19 protein-coding genes, 1 tRNA gene and 1 pseudogene are annotated in these 19,057 nt (G+C 51.3%); 14 read left to right on the top strand and 7 right to left on the bottom strand.

Annotation, left to right across the window (positions count from 1 at the left end; translation table 11 throughout):
* The 8 genes and pseudogenes from HUK82_RS05870 to HUK82_RS05905 all read left to right on the top strand — a co-directional run.
* Nucleotides 1–99 (top strand): annotated as a pseudogene (locus HUK82_RS05870) (IS5/IS1182 family transposase); the annotation flags it as partial.
* Between the two features lie 290 nt (nucleotides 100–389).
* Complete coding sequence (locus HUK82_RS05875) at nucleotides 390–1,211, top strand: site-specific integrase (RefSeq protein WP_176613066.1); 822 nt, start codon at nucleotides 390–392, stop codon at nucleotides 1,209–1,211.
* Between the two features lie 198 nt (nucleotides 1,212–1,409).
* Nucleotides 1,410–2,069, top strand: coding sequence for a hypothetical protein (locus tag HUK82_RS05880; protein ID WP_176613067.1), 660 nt, complete (start codon nucleotides 1,410–1,412; stop codon nucleotides 2,067–2,069).
* Nucleotides 2,070–2,217: 148 nt separating this feature from the next.
* Nucleotides 2,218–3,249 carry a replication endonuclease gene (locus tag HUK82_RS05885; RefSeq protein ID WP_176613068.1) on the top strand — a complete coding sequence of 344 codons (1,032 nt, stop codon included), beginning with the start codon at nucleotides 2,218–2,220 and terminating at the stop codon, nucleotides 3,247–3,249.
* Between the two features lie 42 nt (nucleotides 3,250–3,291).
* Entirely contained in the window at nucleotides 3,292–3,588 is a 297-nt protein-coding gene (locus tag HUK82_RS05890; protein WP_176613069.1) for a hypothetical protein, read from the top strand.
* Nucleotides 3,585–3,989, top strand: a complete 405-nt coding sequence (gene mobC / locus HUK82_RS05895) for a plasmid mobilization relaxosome protein MobC (RefSeq protein WP_176613070.1) — start codon at nucleotides 3,585–3,587, stop codon at nucleotides 3,987–3,989. Before HUK82_RS05890 ends, mobC begins: the two co-directional genes overlap by 4 nt.
* On the top strand, nucleotides 3,964–5,946 hold the full coding sequence (locus tag HUK82_RS05900) for a hypothetical protein (protein WP_176613071.1): 1,983 nt from the start codon (nucleotides 3,964–3,966) through the stop codon (nucleotides 5,944–5,946). Before mobC ends, HUK82_RS05900 begins: the two co-directional genes overlap by 26 nt.
* Before the next feature lie 251 nt (nucleotides 5,947–6,197).
* The gene (locus HUK82_RS05905; protein WP_176613072.1) at nucleotides 6,198–6,800 is read left to right on the top strand and encodes a recombinase family protein; all 603 of its coding nucleotides are present in this window, start codon (nucleotides 6,198–6,200) and stop codon (nucleotides 6,798–6,800) included.
* On the opposite strand, the gene HUK82_RS05910 is transcribed toward HUK82_RS05905, so the two are convergent.
* The 3 genes from HUK82_RS05910 to HUK82_RS05920 all read right to left on the bottom strand — a co-directional run bounded on the left by HUK82_RS05910 (nucleotide 6,773) and on the right by HUK82_RS05920 (nucleotide 8,874).
* A complete protein-coding gene (locus HUK82_RS05910) occupies nucleotides 6,773–8,290 on the bottom strand; it encodes a site-specific integrase (RefSeq protein WP_176613073.1) in 1,518 nt (505 codons plus the stop codon). The genes HUK82_RS05905 and HUK82_RS05910 overlap by 28 nt on opposite strands.
* A 104-nt stretch (nucleotides 8,291–8,394) precedes the next feature.
* Nucleotides 8,395–8,470, bottom strand: a tRNA-Glu gene (locus HUK82_RS05915).
* 68 nt (nucleotides 8,471–8,538) lie between these two features.
* A complete protein-coding gene (locus tag HUK82_RS05920) occupies nucleotides 8,539–8,874 on the bottom strand; it encodes a hypothetical protein (RefSeq protein ID WP_246495642.1) in 336 nt (111 codons plus the stop codon).
* Between the two features lie 39 nt (nucleotides 8,875–8,913).
* Between HUK82_RS05920 and HUK82_RS05925 the strand changes: the two genes are divergently transcribed.
* Both HUK82_RS05925 and rpoH read left to right on the top strand, forming a co-directional pair.
* Nucleotides 8,914–9,897, top strand: a complete 984-nt coding sequence (locus HUK82_RS05925) for an RluA family pseudouridine synthase (protein WP_176613074.1) — start codon at nucleotides 8,914–8,916, stop codon at nucleotides 9,895–9,897.
* A gap of 245 nt (nucleotides 9,898–10,142) precedes the next feature.
* Complete coding sequence (rpoH, locus tag HUK82_RS05930) at nucleotides 10,143–11,039, top strand: RNA polymerase sigma factor RpoH (protein ID WP_176613075.1); 897 nt, start codon at nucleotides 10,143–10,145, stop codon at nucleotides 11,037–11,039.
* 56 nt (nucleotides 11,040–11,095) lie between these two features.
* Here the strand turns inward: rpoH and HUK82_RS05935 are convergent, their stop codons facing one another.
* From HUK82_RS05935 to HUK82_RS05950, 4 genes are all read right to left on the bottom strand, one after another.
* On the bottom strand, nucleotides 11,096–11,578 hold the full coding sequence (locus HUK82_RS05935) for a hypothetical protein (RefSeq protein WP_176613076.1): 483 nt from the start codon (nucleotides 11,576–11,578) through the stop codon (nucleotides 11,096–11,098).
* Nucleotides 11,575–13,533 (bottom strand): serine/threonine-protein kinase, encoded by a 1,959-nt coding sequence (locus HUK82_RS05940; protein WP_176613077.1) that lies wholly within the window; start codon nucleotides 13,531–13,533, stop codon nucleotides 11,575–11,577. The genes HUK82_RS05935 and HUK82_RS05940 overlap by 4 nt, the downstream gene beginning before the upstream one ends.
* A 206-nt stretch (nucleotides 13,534–13,739) precedes the next feature.
* Nucleotides 13,740–14,159: a flagellar FliJ family protein gene (locus HUK82_RS05945; RefSeq protein WP_176613078.1), complete on the bottom strand. Its 420-nt coding sequence runs from the start codon at nucleotides 14,157–14,159 to the stop codon at nucleotides 13,740–13,742.
* Nucleotides 14,156–15,505 (bottom strand): FliI/YscN family ATPase, encoded by a 1,350-nt coding sequence (locus HUK82_RS05950; protein ID WP_176613079.1) that lies wholly within the window; start codon nucleotides 15,503–15,505, stop codon nucleotides 14,156–14,158. The genes HUK82_RS05945 and HUK82_RS05950 overlap by 4 nt, the downstream gene beginning before the upstream one ends.
* A gap of 162 nt (nucleotides 15,506–15,667) precedes the next feature.
* Here HUK82_RS05950 and ctrA point away from each other — a divergent pair, with 162 nt between their 5' ends.
* The 4 genes from ctrA to HUK82_RS05970 all read left to right on the top strand — a co-directional run bounded on the left by ctrA (nucleotide 15,668) and on the right by HUK82_RS05970 (nucleotide 19,056).
* Complete coding sequence (gene ctrA, locus HUK82_RS05955; protein ID WP_176613080.1) at nucleotides 15,668–16,429, top strand: response regulator transcription factor CtrA; 762 nt, start codon at nucleotides 15,668–15,670, stop codon at nucleotides 16,427–16,429.
* Between the two features lie 193 nt (nucleotides 16,430–16,622).
* Nucleotides 16,623–18,026 (top strand): transglycosylase SLT domain-containing protein, encoded by a 1,404-nt coding sequence (locus HUK82_RS05960; RefSeq protein ID WP_373318198.1) that lies wholly within the window; start codon nucleotides 16,623–16,625, stop codon nucleotides 18,024–18,026.
* Between the two features lie 29 nt (nucleotides 18,027–18,055).
* Nucleotides 18,056–18,595 carry a peroxiredoxin gene (locus HUK82_RS05965; protein WP_176613082.1) on the top strand — a complete coding sequence of 180 codons (540 nt, stop codon included), beginning with the start codon at nucleotides 18,056–18,058 and terminating at the stop codon, nucleotides 18,593–18,595.
* A gap of 47 nt (nucleotides 18,596–18,642) precedes the next feature.
* On the top strand, nucleotides 18,643–19,056 hold the full coding sequence (locus HUK82_RS05970; protein WP_176613083.1) for an acyl-CoA thioesterase: 414 nt from the start codon (nucleotides 18,643–18,645) through the stop codon (nucleotides 19,054–19,056).
* The last annotated feature ends 1 nt before the right edge of the window (nucleotide 19,057 follow it).

A 19,057-nucleotide genomic window follows, 5' to 3' on the forward strand; every position in this document is an offset into this window, starting at 1 on the left:
GACTGGCGACGGGTGGCAACACGATACGACCGCTGCGCTCATACGTTCATGTCCGCAATCTACATCGCAGCAAGCGTCATCTTCTACCTCAAAAAATGAGTCCTGAGCCTAGGGGGACACGCATCGAACCTGACGCACTGAAAGCTTACATGGAAATTTATCTATGCCCCGCGAAAGACCAGACCGACCGTTTCTTGAGCTATACCGGGGGACATACTGCGTCGTCTGGTGGGAGGGCGGCAAAAGACGTCGCACCTCGACGGGCTATGAGGATGAGCGCCGCGCTCGACAGGCATTAGCGGACTTTGAGGGGGCGCTCCACAAGCGCCCTGCAAAATAATCCTTCGGCGACGCACTGGATGTGTATGTGAAGTCTCCGGCTCGGGAAAGTGGAGGCGCACAAGCGACTGATCGAGTGCACGGTTCCCTTGCGAGAAAAGCTCGGGCATTTGCGCGTCGATCAGATCGGGCAGAGACAATGGAATGAGTATGCTTCGACCCGGGTGAAAAAGCCGAACCCGCGCCGCAAGTCTCTCGATGGCTACGAAGCAACACCCGTATCCCCCGGTACCCTTCGCCGAGAGTTCAACGTTCTTCGCGCCGCGCTGCGTCAATCGTGGAAAGACGGCAATCTCGTCAAGCAGCCCATACTCGAGGTGCCACGTGATAGCGCGTCGCGCGACCGGTTTCTGACAAAGCAGGAGGCGCGCCGACTTCTGGACGCGTGCGAGACGCCGCATGTCAGGATATTCGTCGCACTCGCCATGTTCACAGGCGCCCGTAAGGGGGCGATCCTCGCGTTGACATGGGATCGGGTGCATCTGGATTCCAACCGGACTGACTTTCAGGAGCCACGCAGAAGCCTGACCGTCAAGCGTCGTGCTGTTGTCCCTATTGCTCCCGCGTTACGCGGGGAAATCGAGGCGGCGGCGAGACACCGCACGTATGACTATGTGGTGGAATGGAACAGCAAGCGCGTTACCTATGGCCTTCGGTGCTCGTTCCGAAAGCTGTGCCAGCGGGCCGGCCTATCGTGGATGCCAACGCCCCATCACTTCAAGCATAGTGTCGCGTCCTGGATGGCGATGAACAAGGTGCTAATTGATCAGGCCGCAGGCTGGTTGGCCACTGATTCCAAGACACTGTGGAACGTCTATCGCAAGTTCGACCCGAGCTACCTTGAGGAGGTCACGTCGACCTTTGATCTGTAGATGTTCAGATAAACATCTAAGAGCCTTTTGGATAACCTAGAAAACCTAGTGTTATCAATGGCGTCCCATAGGGGACATTTTTCTGTATGACATACAAGATGTTGTAAACAAACAGAAAATAGGCACAAAATCTTGTGTTATCCACAAGTGACTACCAATATGTAACACCATACTCTGACATGATGCAAGGAAAACCATATGTCCATTACAGAAGAGCAAGCCGAATTATATCGGGCGAAATACCCTAAGTTTTGCTCTGTAATGGAAGGAAACGCTGATATTCGAGAAAATCTAATTATATCGTCTTTATTCTCTATCGTTCTCGAACGATTTAAAAAATGGTCTATATCAACCGTGGACCATTTTTTTGCTTCGGATTTTAAAGGCGCAAATGGTCAACTGGTTTTAACACGAGGAGATGATTTTAAAGAGCTTATAAGAAAATATGGGAAAATGGAGAATGGAAAGCACACCTGTAGAGACTTTAGAGCCTGTACGTATTTTTTTCTAGAACTTGGGTATATGACCCAAGAGGACGTTGATACGGCCAATAAATATTATGATGAAAGAAATAACATCTCTCACGAGTTATATGAAATTATTGCAGAGGATGGAAAGAATGGCGTTTACATTGATGACATCTTGTTGCTCTACACAATTTATAAGAACGTCGTTCGAAATTGGATAAGAGAAGTTGAAGCTACAACAGGAATGATTGAACCAGAAGATTATGATAACTGTGACTTTGACAATGCCGAAACTATAGAAACAGTTGTTTTATGGCGCATGATAGAGAGCGGCCTTAAAGATATTCCAGTATGGGAATTAATAAAAGAAGCTATTGAAGCTTCGAAATAGAAATTACAAAATTCATAAAATACGTTTTTTCTTTGAAATTTCGCCTTTTGGGTATTCAATAAAAAAGAGAGGCTTTTACCTCTCTTTTGAAAACCCGTATTCCGATAACTTGGCAGTAGGAGGAAACACAGATTAGGACTTAACTTATATGATTAGTAAAACACATAAAAATAAAACTTACAAGAAAAAAAGAACAAAACAAAAACAAATTTATCAATCTAATTTTTCTAAAGATTTCATAAGACTAGCAAACAATAGAAAGTTTGCACTTCTCTCCAGAAACCAAGAAATTAGTGAAGCAATCCATAAATATGCTGACAGACTGGAGTTTGCACATAAAGCAATTACTCTAACGCTTCCATCTGATTTTCATAAAAATATTAAAAAAGCAAAAGCAGAAATTAACAGATGTTGGAAAAATTTCTTAACTGAAATCAGTAGGAAAGGGATTCAGTGGATGGGGACGAAAGTCGAACAGCCACATAATTCCGATATTCCACATATTCATTTATCTGCACATATGACAAAGCAAGATGAACAGCCATTTAAGGAAATCTTGCTTAAACACTTTCCAGCAGAACAGAATAAAGCAAAAGAGGCTTATCAAGACATATATAACAGTGAAGGCTGGACGAGATATTTAATAAAAGTCATTCATACCAATGACTACGGAAAAATATCAACTTCCAAAGTTCGTTTCTATGGGTTGAAAAAAGGAACTTTGGACAAGATTAAAACAATTAAGCTTATTCCACATTGTTATCTTGTCTCAAATAAGTGGAAAATCTACAAAAAACTTTCAGATAAAAACGATATGTTTAGACTTATGATAAAGATGAAATGTTTTAATATTTCTATGAAAAAAGAAAAGCTTAAAACATCATATGAAATAAAGCTTAATGTTAATCTTGTGTCAAAAAAGCGTATTATACCAAGTATACGTATTTATAAAATTAGAGGTCCACCATTTCTTATTTATATTTATAAAAATGTGCAAACAATGTCAATATATTTTAGAGAATGGAGGAACATAATGATTAAGATAATACAATATAGAAAAAGATACTACAAAAAAAATAGAAAAGTTAAACAGAGTGCGAGGACCACCGCTAAACGGTTGTTAATAATGTGCATAACTCTAACCAGAGTTACACACACATTTAACACCACATCAACATAAAATATTACTAATTAATTTTAATTAGTTTAACATGTTTGATTTATGCTTTTCACCATCATTATAATTATAGCCAGGCATGGTTGCGGTGAACACTTCGTGCATCACCTCCACCACCTGGCAAGGGGCTTTGCCCCGTTGACCCCAAGAAAAGGAAAGAAGAAAAAGGAGAAGGATATGGAAAAATTAAAATACGATATTTACGGAAATGCCATATTAGAAGGCTATAAGCGTGGTCCATCTTTTAAAGATAATGATGATGTTTGCTGGCATGACACTGGAGAAAGGACAGAAGATGGAGACGAGATTTATATAAATGAAGATGGAGAAAAAATGATATGAAACGACAAAACTATAATTTCAAATTATCGCCAGACGAGAAGAATAGATTTTTAGCCTTCTCTCAATCCAAAGGTTTAGCCCTAGGCACTTGGTTACGTGCTTTGATGTATGAAGCAGAAAGCACAGGAAACGCTGGAAAATCAGTTTCAAGAGAACTTGAAAGCATACGATTAGAACTTTCTAAAATCGGCAATAACATAAATCAGTTAGCAAAATATTTTAATCAAATTAAAGAACCTGTTTCTTTTCATACACATGCAACGCAAGAAGATTTACTAAATGAACAGCTTGACGAACTTGGAAAACTGATAAGCAAAACAAGCAAAAAACTAGCACTTGTTAAGCCGTCTGTTCATAGAGCAGAGAATAAGAAAGATGATAATACAAACAAGAGCAATTAAAGCTTCATCAGGAGCCACAGACACAGCTACACATATCTTTTCAGGTGAGAAAAATGAACAAATTGAAGTTCTGGAAGGCTCAGAATTTCAGCTAAACAATGCTATGCAAACAGCACAGAGTGAAAACCTGAAATACGGCTTTCATCACTTCAAAATTTCACCAAAAGAAGCACTAAGCCGTGAACAATTTAGCGATGTGCTTAACGACTTATCGAACGAATACAAGTTCGATAAAGATGACATAACAGTTGTTGAACATACAAAGCCAAGAGCAACACAAGACGCATATAACAAGCATTGGCACGTTATTGTTCCACATTATCAACAGGAACAAAAAAAGGCTCTTGATACAAAAAACAGCTATGCAAGAAATGAGAAAATTGCACGTTTAGCAGAGATTAAAAACGGTCATGCAATCGTACAAGGCCAACACAACAAAGCTGTTTATATGCAGTTGCTTGACGAAAACAAAACAGCAGAAGCCGAGCTTGTTAAGCCATTAATTGACTTAGAACGGACAAGCCAAGCGCATACCGTCAATCAGCAACGTAAAGCTGAAAAGAACGGCATAGACCTGCCTACCGAGAAGCAGGCTATTAAGTCACTATGGCAAGCCAGCGACAACCTGAAAGCGTTTAAATCAGCCTTACAGAGCCAAGGCTATGAGATTAAAGCAGGGCAGAAGGCAAACACTTACATCATTGAAAAAAATGGCTTGTTCGTTGGTTCAGCTAACAGGCTGGCAGGAATGAAAAAGGAAGATTTTGCACAAAAATATAAAAAGGAGATTGAACAAAATGACAAAAAACCAAAACTCAGGTTCGGAAGCGATAAACAAGAAGCCAACAATACAACAATCAACACACAAACACGCACGATTGGCGAACGAGAAAACGACGGAAATAATAGAGCTTTTGACACAAGAGGCGGAGGGAGAAACTCCGATTCAACAGATATTAAATCTTTTGAACGAGATATCAGAACAGCAAAAGACATTATTAAAATCAGCAGAACAGCAAAGCAAAATAATGCTCAAACTGTTGCAAAAATTAGAATAAACTCAACTCTTTCAGACATATCAACAATACATGTTGATAATGATGACAAAACAGCCAGCGCAAGCGGAATTAGGGCAGGAAATGAAGTTATTGCCTTGCATAAAAAGCTTCAACAAATAGATGAAGAAATTAAAAAATACTTCGGAAACATGCAAAAACAACAATATTATAATAATCTATCAATTGAAAAAATTAAGAAAAAACAAGCATTGAATAAAGTCAATTCTTCAGCGAAAGAAAAATACACAATTTTAAAAGAAAGACCAAAAATTAGAGGATGGAAAGATATAAAAGAAGAGTTAGAAAATGAGCCATTCTCTGAATATCAAAAAGCAAAGAAAAGCAAAGAAAAGTGTGAAGAAGATATAAAATTATTAGAAAATAAAAAATACGGTTTCTTCGCAATTTTCAAAAAATCTTATAAAGAAGATAAAAAACGACTTGCAGAATTAAAAGAAAATCTTCCAATTTTATCAAAATTAGAAACAGATAAATCACACAATTATGATGTAAAATTAAGAGTTTCTTACGATGAAGCAAAAGCACAACAAGATAAACAAAAGCAAGAACAAGAAGATTATGACAAAAAACATGACATTGAGAATGTAAGAGCCGAGTTTAACAAGCTAAAAGAAATTAAAGAAGATATTTTAAGCAACGATAAAGATATAATTGAAGATGTTTATAAAAATGGCCCTGAAAATGAGCTTAAAAAGAGACAGCAAGAAGAACAAAAACAATTAGAAGAATTAGCCGAGAAACAGAAAAAAGAAGCCGAGAAAACGGCAAAGCTTTCACAAGCACGAACAAATGCTATGTTGAAAAAAATGGATGGTTCAAAAAAATCACAAGAAGAACTTGAAGCCGAAGAACTCAACACACTCGGCTTTAAGCCTTGATTTCGATAAGACAAAATCCCCCCACCCCCTTCGCGTGCTTCGAAGGGGGAGTTTCGTAACGCAACAAGTTGCTTTGTATTGGGCACAGAGCCACACAAGATTTTTAAATTATTCTGAAATTAATTATATAATTGTTCGGAATACTGTAGTTTTCCGAATAACTATGTTAATATAATAATTACCTGATTTTATCTGTTCGTTATTTTATTCGGAAATTAGGGTTAATTTTTATGATTTAAAGGAGTATTTCAATGGCAATATTTGGATATGCACGAGTTAGCACGGTTGAACAAAATGAAGGCTTACAAGTTGACGCTTTGAAAAGCCAAGGCTGTAAAAAAATATATACAGATAAGGCAAGCGGTTCAAAATCTTCACGTCCTGAACTTGATAAGATGCTGAAACGCCTAAAAGAAGGCGATACGGTAATAATTTGGAAATTAGACAGGCTTGGACGTTCAACCGTTCATCTTGCCAATCTTCTCGAAGAACTAAGGCTTAAAGGCGTTTCTGTTAGAAGTTTGACAGAAGGTATTGATACGGCTGGAAGCCTTGGCCGTTTCCTTTTTACAATTCTTTCAGGTGTTGCAGAGTTAGAAAGGGAAAACATAAGGGAACGTGTCAACGCAGGCTTGAGAAACGCAAAAAAGAACGGCGTCAGGCTTGGACGTAAAGAGAAGTTTCAAGAGAAAGATAAAGCTTTAATTCGTCGTTTGCACGGAATGGGAGACAGCTACACAAAGCTTTCCAGACAGTTCAGCGCAAGCCGTTCGACAATATGGGAAATCGTGAATAGCGCAGAAAAATCAGGCTTTCAGGATGAACGTCAAACAGACCTTGAGGACGTGCTGTAATCATACAAATGGTCTAAAAATATGGGAAATCTTACTTTTTCCGTGAAAAGCTTGGCTTCTTCATAGGAAAGGTTTGACCCATAATTTTGACCAACTTCACCTGTTTCATGCCCAAATATTTTATTGATAATTTCCATATTTAGCCCAGAAACACGCAACATTTGGCGGAATGTATGCCTGAATGAGTAAGCAACAAGAGCATCATCAATTAAGCCAATATCATCAAGATAACGGTTTAAACGCTTGCTCCATGACTCTGCTGTTATAGGCTTGGCTTTATCTTCTACCAGCTTTAACCCTTTCATTTCCTGTTGCTTTGCATATTCAAAAAATCCTAATTTTTTTAAATCAGGATGAGCAGGAATCAAACGTGGACTGTTTAAAGTCTTGGTTCCAGATTGGCGAAGGTCAAAACAAGGTATGCCGTTCAGGTCATATAATTTTGCAGGTGCTTCGCAGATTTCATTTAACCTTGCGCCAGAAAAAGCCAAAATAACAATAAACCAATAATCATATGTTTTATTGTGGATATTGCCTTTTATGCTCCTTTGTCTTTCTGATTTATATCCTGTAAAAACTGGACTATCAAAAATAATTTTAAGTTCTTCGTTTGTAAAACCACGTCTTCTATCTTGTTGGCGTGTTCTTTTTTCTTCTACTGTTTTGCTTCTCGCCTGAATGTCAGAAAAACCCTTGTCCTCAATTAAAGCAGAAGATACACACCATTTCAGGAAATACTTTATTTCTCCAATATGCCTAACGATAGTGGCATGTGATAGATTGCCACCTCTCAAAGAAGGCTTATCACGCAACCAATCAGCATAAGCCTTTATGTCCTGTTTGGTGACTTGATTGATTGGCTTGTTCGTAATCAGTTCGCAGACTTGCTTGAATGTTATATTATAACTTTCTCTTGTTTTGTCCGAGATTCCAGGGTTGTCCTTGAAAAAGGAAGGAACAAGGTCAAACCATAATACAGATGATTCGGCCTGTTTTTCAGCCCTTACAGGCTCTTGCGTACTTTGAGAGACAGAAGGGCCAGCCAAGCCTATAGCCTTGCTCATACCTTCTATAATGCCGTTTTGATGCGCTTCACGAATAGACCACGCTGAAAGCTTGGCTAACTCTAGGTTTCGCTTTCGTTCGCTGTTGTCCCTTGCTTCCTGCGATATCAAGAGATTCAACATCATCTTAATGTTGTGAAGGTCTTCCTGCGGGATTGCGTCAATCTTGTCAGCATTCTGGGAAATGAAGGCTTTGAGTTCAGAAACCTCAGCAGTTCCTTCTTTTACGTCAAAAACCTTTTGTGCCAACTGCTTCCGAATATCCACAAACAACCCCGACAAAGACGACACAACACCAACCGCACGAGTTTGGGCAGTCATTCTATCAGAGGTTTTGAGCGTTCGGCAGATATGTAAGCCAAGCACACAGCGAAGGTCAGAAGGGACTTTAACCCTTACATACCAAGTCTGATAACGCCGAATCATATATGGAGTAGGCAAACCTTTGTCGTCCCATATGTAACACCAACATGTGCCACCTGCGGAAAGACAAAGAAATTATGCCAATAAAATCAGTCACTTAGAGCGACTGGCGTCCCATAGGGGATTCGAACCCCTGTTGCCGCCGTGAGAGGGCGGCGTCCTAGGCCTCTAGACGAATGGGACTGAAGGCGTGAGCGGCTTATAGAGGGGGCATGATCGACGCGCAAGGCCGATTTTCAATAATCATGCACTTAGGGCGCAACCGAGAGAACGGTGTCGGCGGATAACGCGCCGTTACGCCAGATGACCACGCGGTCTGGCCCTCCCCCCGTCAGCAAAAGTGCCAATCCGCCAGGCACGCCCGTGATCTGAGCGATATGGGTGCCGGGCGCCAGTTGAATGACCTCTGACGGTGCCACGCCAGCCGTGCCTGAGGGTGCCACGACCGGTGCAGTGTCGGCAGGTCGGTGATGGGCCAGGCGATGTACGACCGCAAACATCAGCACAGTCGTGCCGACAACAATCAAGGCGCCCATGCCGATCACGGCCGCCAACAGAAACCGGGAAACCGGTACAGACTCGCTCAAAGTATTTCCCTTTCGCCGGCGCTCGGAGTAAACCGCCCTATGCACGTCCATGCACCATCGTTCGACGCGTCAACCTTTACCCTGGTCGCCGGACAGGACGACGCGCGTGAGCGCACGGACCGATTCGTGGCCCGCGCTATCGGCACGATTTCGCGCTCCCGGGTCAAGTCCCTCATGGAAGAAGGAAGCCTGACGCGGGACGGTGTGGTCGTCAGGGACGCATCCGAACCTGTGCGCGCCGGGGCTTCCTACATATTGTCACCGCCGCCGCCGGTGCCGGCTGTTCCTGAAGGACAGTGCATGGCACTCGATATTCTTTACGAAGACGGCGACCTGATCGTCATCGACAAACCGGCAGGCCTGGTGGTACATCCTGCACCGGGGAATGAGACGGGGACATTGGTCAACGCGCTGATCGCACATTGTGGCGACAGTCTCGTGGGGATCGGGGGCGAGCGTCGTCCGGGGATCGTCCATCGCCTGGACAAGGACACGTCCGGTGTCATGGTCGCGGCGAAGACCGAAAAGGCCCACCTTGCCCTGTCCGAGGCTTTTGCGGCCCGGACGATCCAGCGATCGTACACGGCTCTCTGCTGGGGCGCTCTGCTTCCCTCCAGAGGGGATTTCGAGGGCGCGATCGGTCGTGACAAGGCTGACCGCAAGCGAATGGCTGTTGTCCGCGCAGGCGGCAAGCCTGCCCTGACACATTACCGGACCGTGAAGTCGATCGGTGCCGGGCTGACGCTGGTCGAGTGTCGGCTGGCCACGGGACGTACCCACCAGATACGGGTCCATTTCGCGCACGCGGGTCACCCGCTGGTCGGCGATCCAGTCTACCTTCGGCGCGTGCCGGCGGCCGCCAGGCAGTTGCCCGAACTAGCCCGAAAAGCCGCTCTCGACTTTCCGCGACAGGCGCTACACGCCGCCGAGCTGGGCTTTATCCACCCGTCGAGTGGGGAACCTGTCCACTTCAGGAGTGATCTGCCCCCCGACTTTCAAGCGCTGCTGGCGGACATTGCCTAAAATTAAGGCATGGTGCGCGGGTTTCGCTTGAAATCGGACTAATCCTGTGCGGTAATCAAGTCCTGTCCCGACGCGCTCACCCAGCCGCCGGAATAGGACGTCCCGCATCACGGCGGCCCAGAAGGGAGCCCGGCGCGGGGACGTGAAGTCCTTATTCTCGCGTGCCTGAACCTGGGCTCCGTCGCTGCGTTGCAGACCTCACGGAAGCATATCTCCCACGGTCATCAGGCGAAAGGAGCCCAATCATGGCCTCTGCCGTCCTTACAATTGGTCCGGAACAGAGCCTGTCAAGGTATCTGCAGGACATTCGCAAATTCCCTCTCCTCACGCCACAGGAAGAAGTCGATCTCTCGCGCCGTTGGCGTGAGCATGAAGACTCCGGCGCGGCTCATAGGCTGGTGACGTCGCATCTGCGTCTCGTGGCCAAAATTGCGATGGGGTATCGAGGTTACGGCCTGCCCGTGAACGAACTGATCAGCGAGGGCAACGTCGGCATGATGCAGGCCGTGCGCCGCTTTGATCCCGATCGCGGATTCCGGCTTGCGACCTATGCGATGTGGTGGATTCGGGCCGCTATTCAGGAATACATCCTGCACAGCTGGTCACTGGTGAAAATGGGAACCACCGCAGCCCAGAAGAAGCTCTTCTTCAATCTGCGCCGTCTCAAGGGGCAGATGAAGGCCATCGACGAAGGCGACTTGCAGCCCGAGCAGGTCGGCAAGATCGCGACGACACTGGGCGTCTCCGAAAACGATGTCGTGTCCATGAACCGCAGGTTGGCGGCCCCGGACCATAGTTTGAACGCGCCCTTGCGCTCGGATGGTGAAGGGGAGTGGCAGGATTGGCTGGTCGATGAGCACGATAACCAGGAAGAGGTTCTGGCCGAGGCAGAGGAGTTCAACGGGCGGAAAGCTCTTCTGGCGGGCGCATTGGCGACGCTCAACGAACGCGAGCGCCATATTCTGACCGAGCGTCGCTTGAAAGAGGATCCGGTGACGTTGGAAGAGTTGTCGCACCACTATAAGGTCTCGCGCGAGCGGGTACGTCAGATTGAAGTGCGCGCATTTGAAAAGCTGCAGGCCGCCATGAAGTCTCAGGTGGCCGACCGCCGCCGTCGGGAGATCGAAGAGCGCGTCGCATAAACACCTCTGGCGGTGGCGCCCTCTCGGTCACTTCTAGACCATCCGGGTAGAAGATATCAGTCTTTCGTATCGACATGGACAGACATGTGTGGGGTCGTCAGGCCCCATTCCCGTATCAGGTGTTCGCGGCGGTTTTCAAGGCCGCGTGTTATATGGTCCTGTCTGCGCGTATGGAAAATCCGTAGGGTGATCAGGGAGGCTTCGAAAATGAACCACCCACACCCGGCGGCCACCCAGTCGATCAGGAGAGTCTTCGGATCCATCAGGATACGAACGCAGCTTTCCCAAGCATTTGCGCCACTCCAGACAGCCAGACAAGGATATATCGCGGCTACGCCGATATAGGCCGCGATCACCCTGCTATATTCCGCCTCGTCCGGCTTTTCGAACACTCTGGCGATTATATAGGGAAGGATCAGCAACGCGCCGAGCAGGCTGAAAGACGGCTCGAGCACGACGCACAGGCCGACACTGAACCCGTGCCACCATCGGAAATTCAGGTCGCGACGGGTCGAGGCGATGGTGTCCGGGGAACTCACGGCGTGAAGTTCAAGACAATCAGGGCGCCCGCTCCGCACGCGGCTACCATCAGGGCGATGTTTGCTGCAGCATTCCGAATGCCTTCCGTTGCATGGCGCATGCGCTGCTGTCGCGACTCAAGGTCTCGATCGAGACGGGCCAGTTCGGCGCGTGCCGCCATTAGACCGTGCATGTCAAGAGTAAGGTCGGTCTGGTCGAACAGAAGAGTATGCATCAGCACTAGATTTCCAGCCTCAGCTGCATCGGCCAGTCTCTCACTCTTCAGGCGTCGGGTCGTCGCTGAATGCCATTTATCAATGGCATTCCCCAAATGCGGAAGCATTTTTCGTCCGAGTGCGCGTAACGGACCCAGTCCATACAGTGTCTGCAGAGACGCGAGCGTTAGCAGGTTTTGCGTCCAGTGATCGGGATAAAGCCTCGCATCCGGTCGTGGAACGTGAACGCCTTTGGCCGCGCACCGCGCAGCGACAAAGCTGTCCATTGCGTCGTCGAGCAAAGGCGAGTCAGACGCTGCGTCCTGCGAAAGCCATTCAATAAGGCCGCTCACGGACGTGATGCGTTCGTTGGCGCACCGCTTCGATAGGCAGGCCTGGAATGGATTTGCCTGATAAGCCGCGAGCAACAGGCCAGAGTCTGCGTGGGGCGTGCGCATGTGTCGCAGTGATATCGACAGCGTCTTCACCAGCGCCGAAACAGCCGATCCTTCCGGCAGGTGCCCTGGACCCAGCATAGTCGTGACGGCGACGATATCGCGGGTAAGGCTCATCATCGGTGCCGCGGCGCTCGCCTCGGCGGTAGCGCTCCACCCTATGATGGCGGGCAGCGCATCGGGCCAGAACCAGACGCCGCGCCAGAACAGCGGAGCAGAGCGATCGATAAGGCAGAGAATGTGCGCCAGCAGCCCGGGCTCAACAGGCGGCCGTCCCGCAGACTGACCCTCGTTCGATCGACGATCGTGGAGTGCTGCCGAAAGTAGGGTCGCAGCCTGTGCCCGTCCGGCTTCGAGGCGCAGCCACTGTTCGACGATACCGCGATCAAGGAGCGACGTGAAAGCGTCCGGCTGTGCCGCCGCTTGCCAGCTCAGGGCGGCACATGTCCGGGCTTCCTGTGCGCCAATCATAATCGGCGTGCGAGCGGGGCTGTCTCCGCGGCGAGAAAAAAGCTTCCTTGGACCGACATTTTCCAGATCTCGTGGTGTCGGTCTTGCGTCCGGATCGTCGGACAACATCGCATGCAGCAGTGACCGGATGCCGGACGGGATGTCCTGTCCCGTCGTGTAGGCGTGGAAACTCCCTCTCGAGAAGCGGCGGCTCAGGATATCGTAAGGTTCAACATCAGCAAACGGTAGCCTCCCTGTCACAAGAGAGAGTACCAGAACGCCGAGGGAGAAAATATCGTCGGCAATCGTACCGTTGCCGCGCGCGATGGGCGGACACACGGCTGAGGACAACGCCTCAAAAACCACGGTCTGGTGAAATGCAGGGGGAGCCAGCCATCCGGGGCCGAGGATAGCCGGGACACCGGGACGACTTTGATAGACGTTGTCCGGGCGAATCGCGCGATGTGTTATTCCAGCACGTTCGAGTGCTCGTAATGCACCGGCCAGAGGTTGGACGACATGGTCCAGAATCGCGCTTTCCGTCCATCCACTGCGGCTGATGCTCAAAGCCGCCGGTGGCTCTGGCGCGATCAGCCAGAGCGATTCGGCCTCGTCCAGCCGTGCGACTGTCATCAACGCATCGGATCGGAGTGACAGGGCAGTCAAAAGACACGGGCGCGCGGGCAGGAGGGTCGATGGCGCCATCGCATGCATCGAAGCGCCGGGCGATAAGGCATCGCGGGCGGCAAACGTATCGCACCCACCGATCGGGGCGACGGGCTCATCGAGAGCAATCGAAAAGCGGCTTCCTATAAGCAGCCTATGATCCGATTGTGCACGTAACGTATCCGCCATGGAGCCACGTAACCCTAAGACAAAAGCGGCAGCACGAGCCACTGCCGCTTATTCGCTTCTTCATCGCTATAAGGGAAAGTGGTTAAGATTTTCTTCCCGTCTGCAGTACTATGTGCAGTTCTCACGGTGCGTCAAAGTCGCCTCATCTGGCTAGGAACTGCGGTTCCAGGCGCCGAAATGCCTCGGTATTCGAGGGCCGCCAACACTCATTCAACTCGTCGGGGTCGAATTTCGTCCAACAGCGCCTGTTCGGCCTTCAGTGCCTTCACGCGGTCCTTTTCCGCCTGCCGTGACATGGCTGTCCTGACGCTCTCACGGGCTGTTCTGGCGGTGATCAACGCGGCGCGGGCGATCGTGAGGCAGGTTCGCGCCTGAAGTTCGTCACGGCGCGCCGCGTCGATCGCCGCTTGTCCCACCGGCAACCAACGTGCGTAATTTTCAACGCTCACATCGCCGCTACTCGTTGCAAGGGCGATTTCGCGCTCGTGTAACAGACGCTCCTCTGCGTTCCGCACAGCCTGCGAGGCCTGATCGAGAGTATCGACGGAGTTCGCAAGAACGCGCATGGCTTCCTGGTATTCCCGGTCCCGGATCGACATCAGGGCGGTCAGCGCGGAACGCTTCATGCCAATGCTCGCTGAAGGGCGGCGAAACTGTCCTCTATGGAGGCTCGCTCCTCCCGTTCCTGACGAAGTATGGCTTCGACGGCAGGCCGCACCCGTATGGCCTCGTCTACCTCTGGATCGCTGCCGGCCTTGTAGGCGCCGAGGCGGATCATGTCGGCCATTTCGGCATAACTTGCCATCAAGGCCCGTGCCCGGCTGACCAAAGCTTTTTCCGCAGGCAGTGTGCACCGGTGTGAGGTGCGCGAGAGGGAGCGCAGTACGTCCACGGCCGGGTAACGACCTGCTTCCGCGATCGCGCGATCCAGGATGATGTGACCGTCCAGAATACCACGCACCGCGTCCGCCACGGGCTCATTCTGGTCGTCCCCTTCCACCAGTACTGTAAAGAGAGCGGTAATGTGACCTTCCTTGCCGTTCTCGCATCGTCTGCCCGGCCCCGCCCGCTCAAGCAATCGGGGCAGTTCGGCGAAGACGCTCGGCGGATAGCCCCGGGTGGCGGGCGGTTCACCCATTGAGAGGCCGATCTCTCTCAAGGCCAGACAAAACCGGGTGACGCTGTCCATCAACAGGAGAACGGACAGCCCCTGGTCTCGGAAATGTTCGGCAATGGTCATTGCGGTATAGGCGGCTTCTCGTCGCATCAGCGGTGCACAGTCCGAAGTTGCGACGACGACTGCCGTACGTTGTCTCGCGTCCTCACCGAGTTCATCTTCAAGGAATTCCCGCACTTCACGCCCTCGCTCACCAACCAGGGCGACAACAGCGACATCACACGACGTAAATCGGGCGAGCATGGCGAGAAGGGTGGATTTGCCCACGCCGGAGCCGGCGAACAGGCCTAGCCGCTGCCCTTCGCAGCACGTTGTAAACGCATTCAGGACACGAACGCCGAGATCAAGACGTGGTCCCAGCCGCGCGCGTTCCATGGCGTTCAGCGGTGCCGCACGTGTCGGCTGCACACAAGACCCGCCGGGGCGGGGTCCTCCGTCCAATGGCGCTCCCAGCGGGTCGACGACCCGGCCGAGCCACCGGTCACTCACCGGTAGTCCGCCACGGCGTAGCATGGCGTTCTGACCCAGATAGAGCGGCAGAGATGCCTTGGAGCCTGGTCCCAGTCCATCCGTATCGCCAAACACCATCGTTTTGGCGAGCGAACCGCAGAAGCCCACAACCTCCGCGCGTATAGACCCCCCCGCCAGAGGGTGCAGATCCAGTCTGTCCCCGACTGAGAGAAGGCCGTCAAAGCCGGAAACTGATACGTAGAGACCTGATACATCGTATACTTTTCCGTGTATCTCGGCAGCGGCCGGGGTGGAAAAAAAGGTCATGGCGTTGCCGGGCTTCATACGTTTCTCAGGGCTCGCACAGTGGCCTATGAGGGTTAACAAACTGCTTCCAAAATCTCAAAAAGAGAATCCCATGGTTATTTTCAATCCAAGGAATATTTCCGTAGACGTTAACAACCTATGGTCGTATAAAAAAATCAACACAACCTTAGGACCGTTGAAATGCGTATTCTGCTCGTTGAGGATGATTTCGCCGCCGCCGGCGCCTGCACCCACGTCATGCGTGCATCAGGCTTCACGGTGGACCACGTCGCAACCGGGCAGGAAGCGGTCGAAATGCTGAAGCATTACGATTACGACATCGCCGTCCTTGAATTGATGTTGCCCGATATTGAAGGTTACGAAGTTGTCCGGCGCGTGCGTGTGGCCAAGATCGACACGCCGATCGTCATTCTCTCTGGCCTCACGCGTCCGCAGGCGAAGGTGAGGGCATTCTCGGTCGGCGCCGATGACTACGTGACCAAGCCCTTTGATTCGAGCGAGCTGGTCGCCCGCATGCAGGCCATTCTCCGGCGATCGAAGGGTTACAGTGAGTCCTGCCTGCGCGTCGGGCCGCTCGAACTGAGCATCGATAGCCGTGAGGTCACCATCAAAGGCCAGCCGATTCACCTGACAGGTAAGGAATATGCCATTCTGGAGCTGCTGGTCCTGCGCAAAGGCATCGTCCTGACAAAAGACGCCTTCCTCAACCATCTGTATGGTGGAATGGACGAGCCGGAAATGAAAATTATCGACGTCTTCGTGTGCAAGCTGAGACGCAAGCTGCAGGCGGCAGGCGCGAAAAACCTTATTTCCACCGTGTGGGGACGCGGATACATGCTGCGCGATCAGGCGGCGGACGAAGCGCACGTGTCTCTGGCGCAGGAAGCGCAGGCGATGGGTTCAGTGCCTGCGGGGACCGCAGGCGCAAGCGTGGCGGCCTGACACATCGGGCGTGTGCGCTTGTGTCGTGTTCCGGCGTCGTGTAAAGGCCTGAGTGGAGTTGTGGCGATCTCTCAACGCGTTTGTTTAAGCGATTGAGAATACGGGGTATCGACGATCCAATATATGGCTCTCGCCGCATAATTGCCGCAATCCGATAGCAAGCTTAGGGAAAGACTGGTCCACGGGGCAATCAATGAATGGTCGGCGCGCGTTACGTTCACGGCAGGTGGCGATTTGTGTGAGGGGCAAGCACCCTGGTCACTTTAACAAGAAGCACGTAGCGCCCGCGCGGGTACTGGGCTCCGTGCTTCTCGCTGGTCTGCTCGCGGCGTGCGCCACGGAGCCTCGCCCGGCGATGCCGGTCGCACAGGAAGCCGCTGAATATCGCGCCCACGCCAAGTCCTATTACGCACCTCCCGGCCCGCCGGAGGACCCGTGGGGTCCGTATATCAAGGAAGCTGCCCAGCGCTTTGACGTTCCGGAAATCTGGATCCGCTCGGTCATGGCGCGTGAGTCAGGCGGAAATCTTTTCCGGGCGAACGGCGACTTCGTAACCTCTGCGCCTGGTGCGATGGGGCTGATGCAACTCATGCCCCCCACCTATGACGAACTGCGCGTCGAATATTCACTTGGCGAAGATCCGTTCAATCCGCACGACAATATCCTCGCAGGTGCCGCCTACATACGCGAAATGTATGACATCTATGGCTCTCCCGGGTTTCTTGCGGCCTATAACGGCGGTCCCGGACGGCTTGACGATTTCCTGTCTCGACACCGCACGCTTCCACGCGAAACGCGCAACTATGTCGCCGCTATCGGTCATCAGATCGCCGGCTACTACCCGAATTCCCGGTCGCAGGCTGATCTGATGGTGGCGGCTCACGGTGGTGGCCAGGGCGTGGCATACGCATCTGCCTCCGTTCCGCTGTCCAGCGAGGCGAAGTCCGTACAGGCCGCCTGGGCGCGTCGACGGAATGGTGACTCTGAGGCGTCTGACGACCAGCCGGTCCAGGTTGCCGAGGCTCAGAATGAGCCTGCCGAGGCAACGCCGGCATATACGAAGTCCTGGAAAAAAGTGGAGCCGGAGGCGCCGACGCACATCGCGATAGCCTCTGCGGCACCGCTGTCTGCCGCGCAGAGCACGACAACGGAAAGTGAAACCGACGCTGTGCGTGCGGCGTGGGCATCGCGCGGAGCGGTGGCGCCTGCCCCGACAGACCCGGCGCCTGTTCAGGTGGCGCAGGCGGCCCCAGCGACCCCGGAGCGTCGGCGCCTCCAACTGCATTTTGTCACGCCGGCGATGGCAGAGCCCGCACCGCTGCTCAGGAAAAGCAGTGCTGTAGGCGAGCGGCACGACTGGGCGATCCAGGTGGGGGCGTTTGGAAGTCCGACGTTGGCGGAGCAGGCTGCCGACCATGCGCAGGAGCGTTCCTCTCTGGCCTCTGCAAAGGCACAGGTGCTCGGGGTTGGCACGGGGAAGGGGCATTTATATCGTGCCCGATTGACAGGTCTCTCGCACGACGCCGCAGTGGCGGCATGCGGGAAACTGACACGAGGCGGACCTTGCGTGGTCGTGTCGCCCGACTCGCGCTTCTGACGTTCACTGCAATGCGGAGATGTGACCCCATGAAGTTGTTGGGTATGGCTGCCGTTCTGATGGGTAGCGTGGCCATATCGGCCCCGGCTTTCGCGGCACTTTCCGAAGGTGTCACCGCCCCGCAATTCGAGGCACCGGCCAGTCTCGGCGGTAAAGAGTTCAGCTTCTCCCTCGCCGCTGCCTTGCACGACGGGCCGGTGGTGCTTTACTTCTACCCTGCAGCCTTCACCAAGGGATGCACTGTCGAGGCGCATGATTTTGCCGATGCGTCTGATGCGTTCAAGGCAGCGCATGCGACGGTGATCGGGGTTTCGATGGACAAGATCGAGACACTCGACAAATTTTCGGTCAGTGAGTGCAGAAGCCGCTTCGCCGTAGCAGCCGATCCGACCGGAAGCATTGCGACCCGCTACGATGCCAAGATGCCGTTACTGCATTTCGCGACGCGGACCTCCTACGTCATAGCGCCGGACGGACATATCGTGTTGGCTTACAGCAACAAGTCGCCGGACGAGCATGTGAGTCGCACATTGGCGGCAGTCCAGGCTTACGCATCGGCTAAGCACTGACCGGGATCTGGTCCGGGTACAGTGAGGCTTCCAGACGAGGTATCGTCATGACGATAGATGACGGCACGTCTCGGTACACCTCACCCCCCTCGGAAGCACCGACCATCCGGGTTGTTGCGATGCCGGCCGACACCAATCCTGCTGGTGATATTTTCGGCGGCTGGATCATGTCACAAATGGACCTCGCGGCCGGTAGCCGCGCTGCTCAACGCGCTCGCGGCCGTTGTGTGACCATTGCCGTGGAAAGTCTGACGTTTCATCAGCCAGTGGTGATTGGCGATGAAGTGAGCATCTATACACGCATCATAAAAACCGGCCGCACGTCCATGGTTATTCATGTGGAGACGTGGCGGCGTGAACGTCATGCGCGCGTGTCGTTCAAGGTTACGGAAGGGATCTTCACGTTCGTCGCGATCAATAGCGAACGCAGGCCGCGCCCGCTTCCCGACGAGGGTGACTGAT

This window comes from Ameyamaea chiangmaiensis (genome assembly GCF_013376175.1).
Lineage (GTDB): Bacteria > Pseudomonadota > Alphaproteobacteria > Acetobacterales > Acetobacteraceae > Ameyamaea > Ameyamaea chiangmaiensis.

Excerpts from the sequence above, each read along its gene's own strand:
- HUK82_RS05950 (WP_176613079.1), bottom strand. The coding sequence starts at position 15,505 with ATGAAGCCCGGCAACGCCATGACCTTTTTTTCCACCCCGGCCGCTGCC.
- HUK82_RS05970 (WP_176613083.1), top strand. The coding sequence starts at position 18,643 with ATGACGATAGATGACGGCACGTCTCGGTACACCTCACCCCCCTCGGAA.
- HUK82_RS05940 (WP_176613077.1), bottom strand. The coding sequence starts at position 13,533 with ATGGCGGATACGTTACGTGCACAATCGGATCATAGGCTGCTTATAGGA.
- HUK82_RS05885 (WP_176613068.1), top strand. The coding sequence starts at position 2,218 with ATGATTAGTAAAACACATAAAAATAAAACTTACAAGAAAAAAAGAACA.
- HUK82_RS05925 (WP_176613074.1), top strand. The coding sequence starts at position 8,914 with ATGCACGTCCATGCACCATCGTTCGACGCGTCAACCTTTACCCTGGTC.
- mobC (WP_176613070.1), top strand. The coding sequence starts at position 3,585 with ATGAAACGACAAAACTATAATTTCAAATTATCGCCAGACGAGAAGAAT.
- HUK82_RS05905 (WP_176613072.1), top strand. The coding sequence starts at position 6,198 with ATGGCAATATTTGGATATGCACGAGTTAGCACGGTTGAACAAAATGAA.
- HUK82_RS05960 (WP_373318198.1), top strand. The coding sequence starts at position 16,623 with ATGAATGGTCGGCGCGCGTTACGTTCACGGCAGGTGGCGATTTGTGTG.
- HUK82_RS05890 (WP_176613069.1), top strand. The coding sequence starts at position 3,292 with ATGCTTTTCACCATCATTATAATTATAGCCAGGCATGGTTGCGGTGAA.
- HUK82_RS05945 (WP_176613078.1), bottom strand. The coding sequence starts at position 14,159 with ATGAAGCGTTCCGCGCTGACCGCCCTGATGTCGATCCGGGACCGGGAA.
- HUK82_RS05880 (WP_176613067.1), top strand. The coding sequence starts at position 1,410 with ATGTCCATTACAGAAGAGCAAGCCGAATTATATCGGGCGAAATACCCT.
- rpoH (WP_176613075.1), top strand. The coding sequence starts at position 10,143 with ATGGCCTCTGCCGTCCTTACAATTGGTCCGGAACAGAGCCTGTCAAGG.
- HUK82_RS05965 (WP_176613082.1), top strand. The coding sequence starts at position 18,056 with ATGAAGTTGTTGGGTATGGCTGCCGTTCTGATGGGTAGCGTGGCCATA.
- HUK82_RS05910 (WP_176613073.1), bottom strand. The coding sequence starts at position 8,290 with ATGATTCGGCGTTATCAGACTTGGTATGTAAGGGTTAAAGTCCCTTCT.
- HUK82_RS05900 (WP_176613071.1), top strand. The coding sequence starts at position 3,964 with ATGATAATACAAACAAGAGCAATTAAAGCTTCATCAGGAGCCACAGAC.
- ctrA (WP_176613080.1), top strand. The coding sequence starts at position 15,668 with ATGCGTATTCTGCTCGTTGAGGATGATTTCGCCGCCGCCGGCGCCTGC.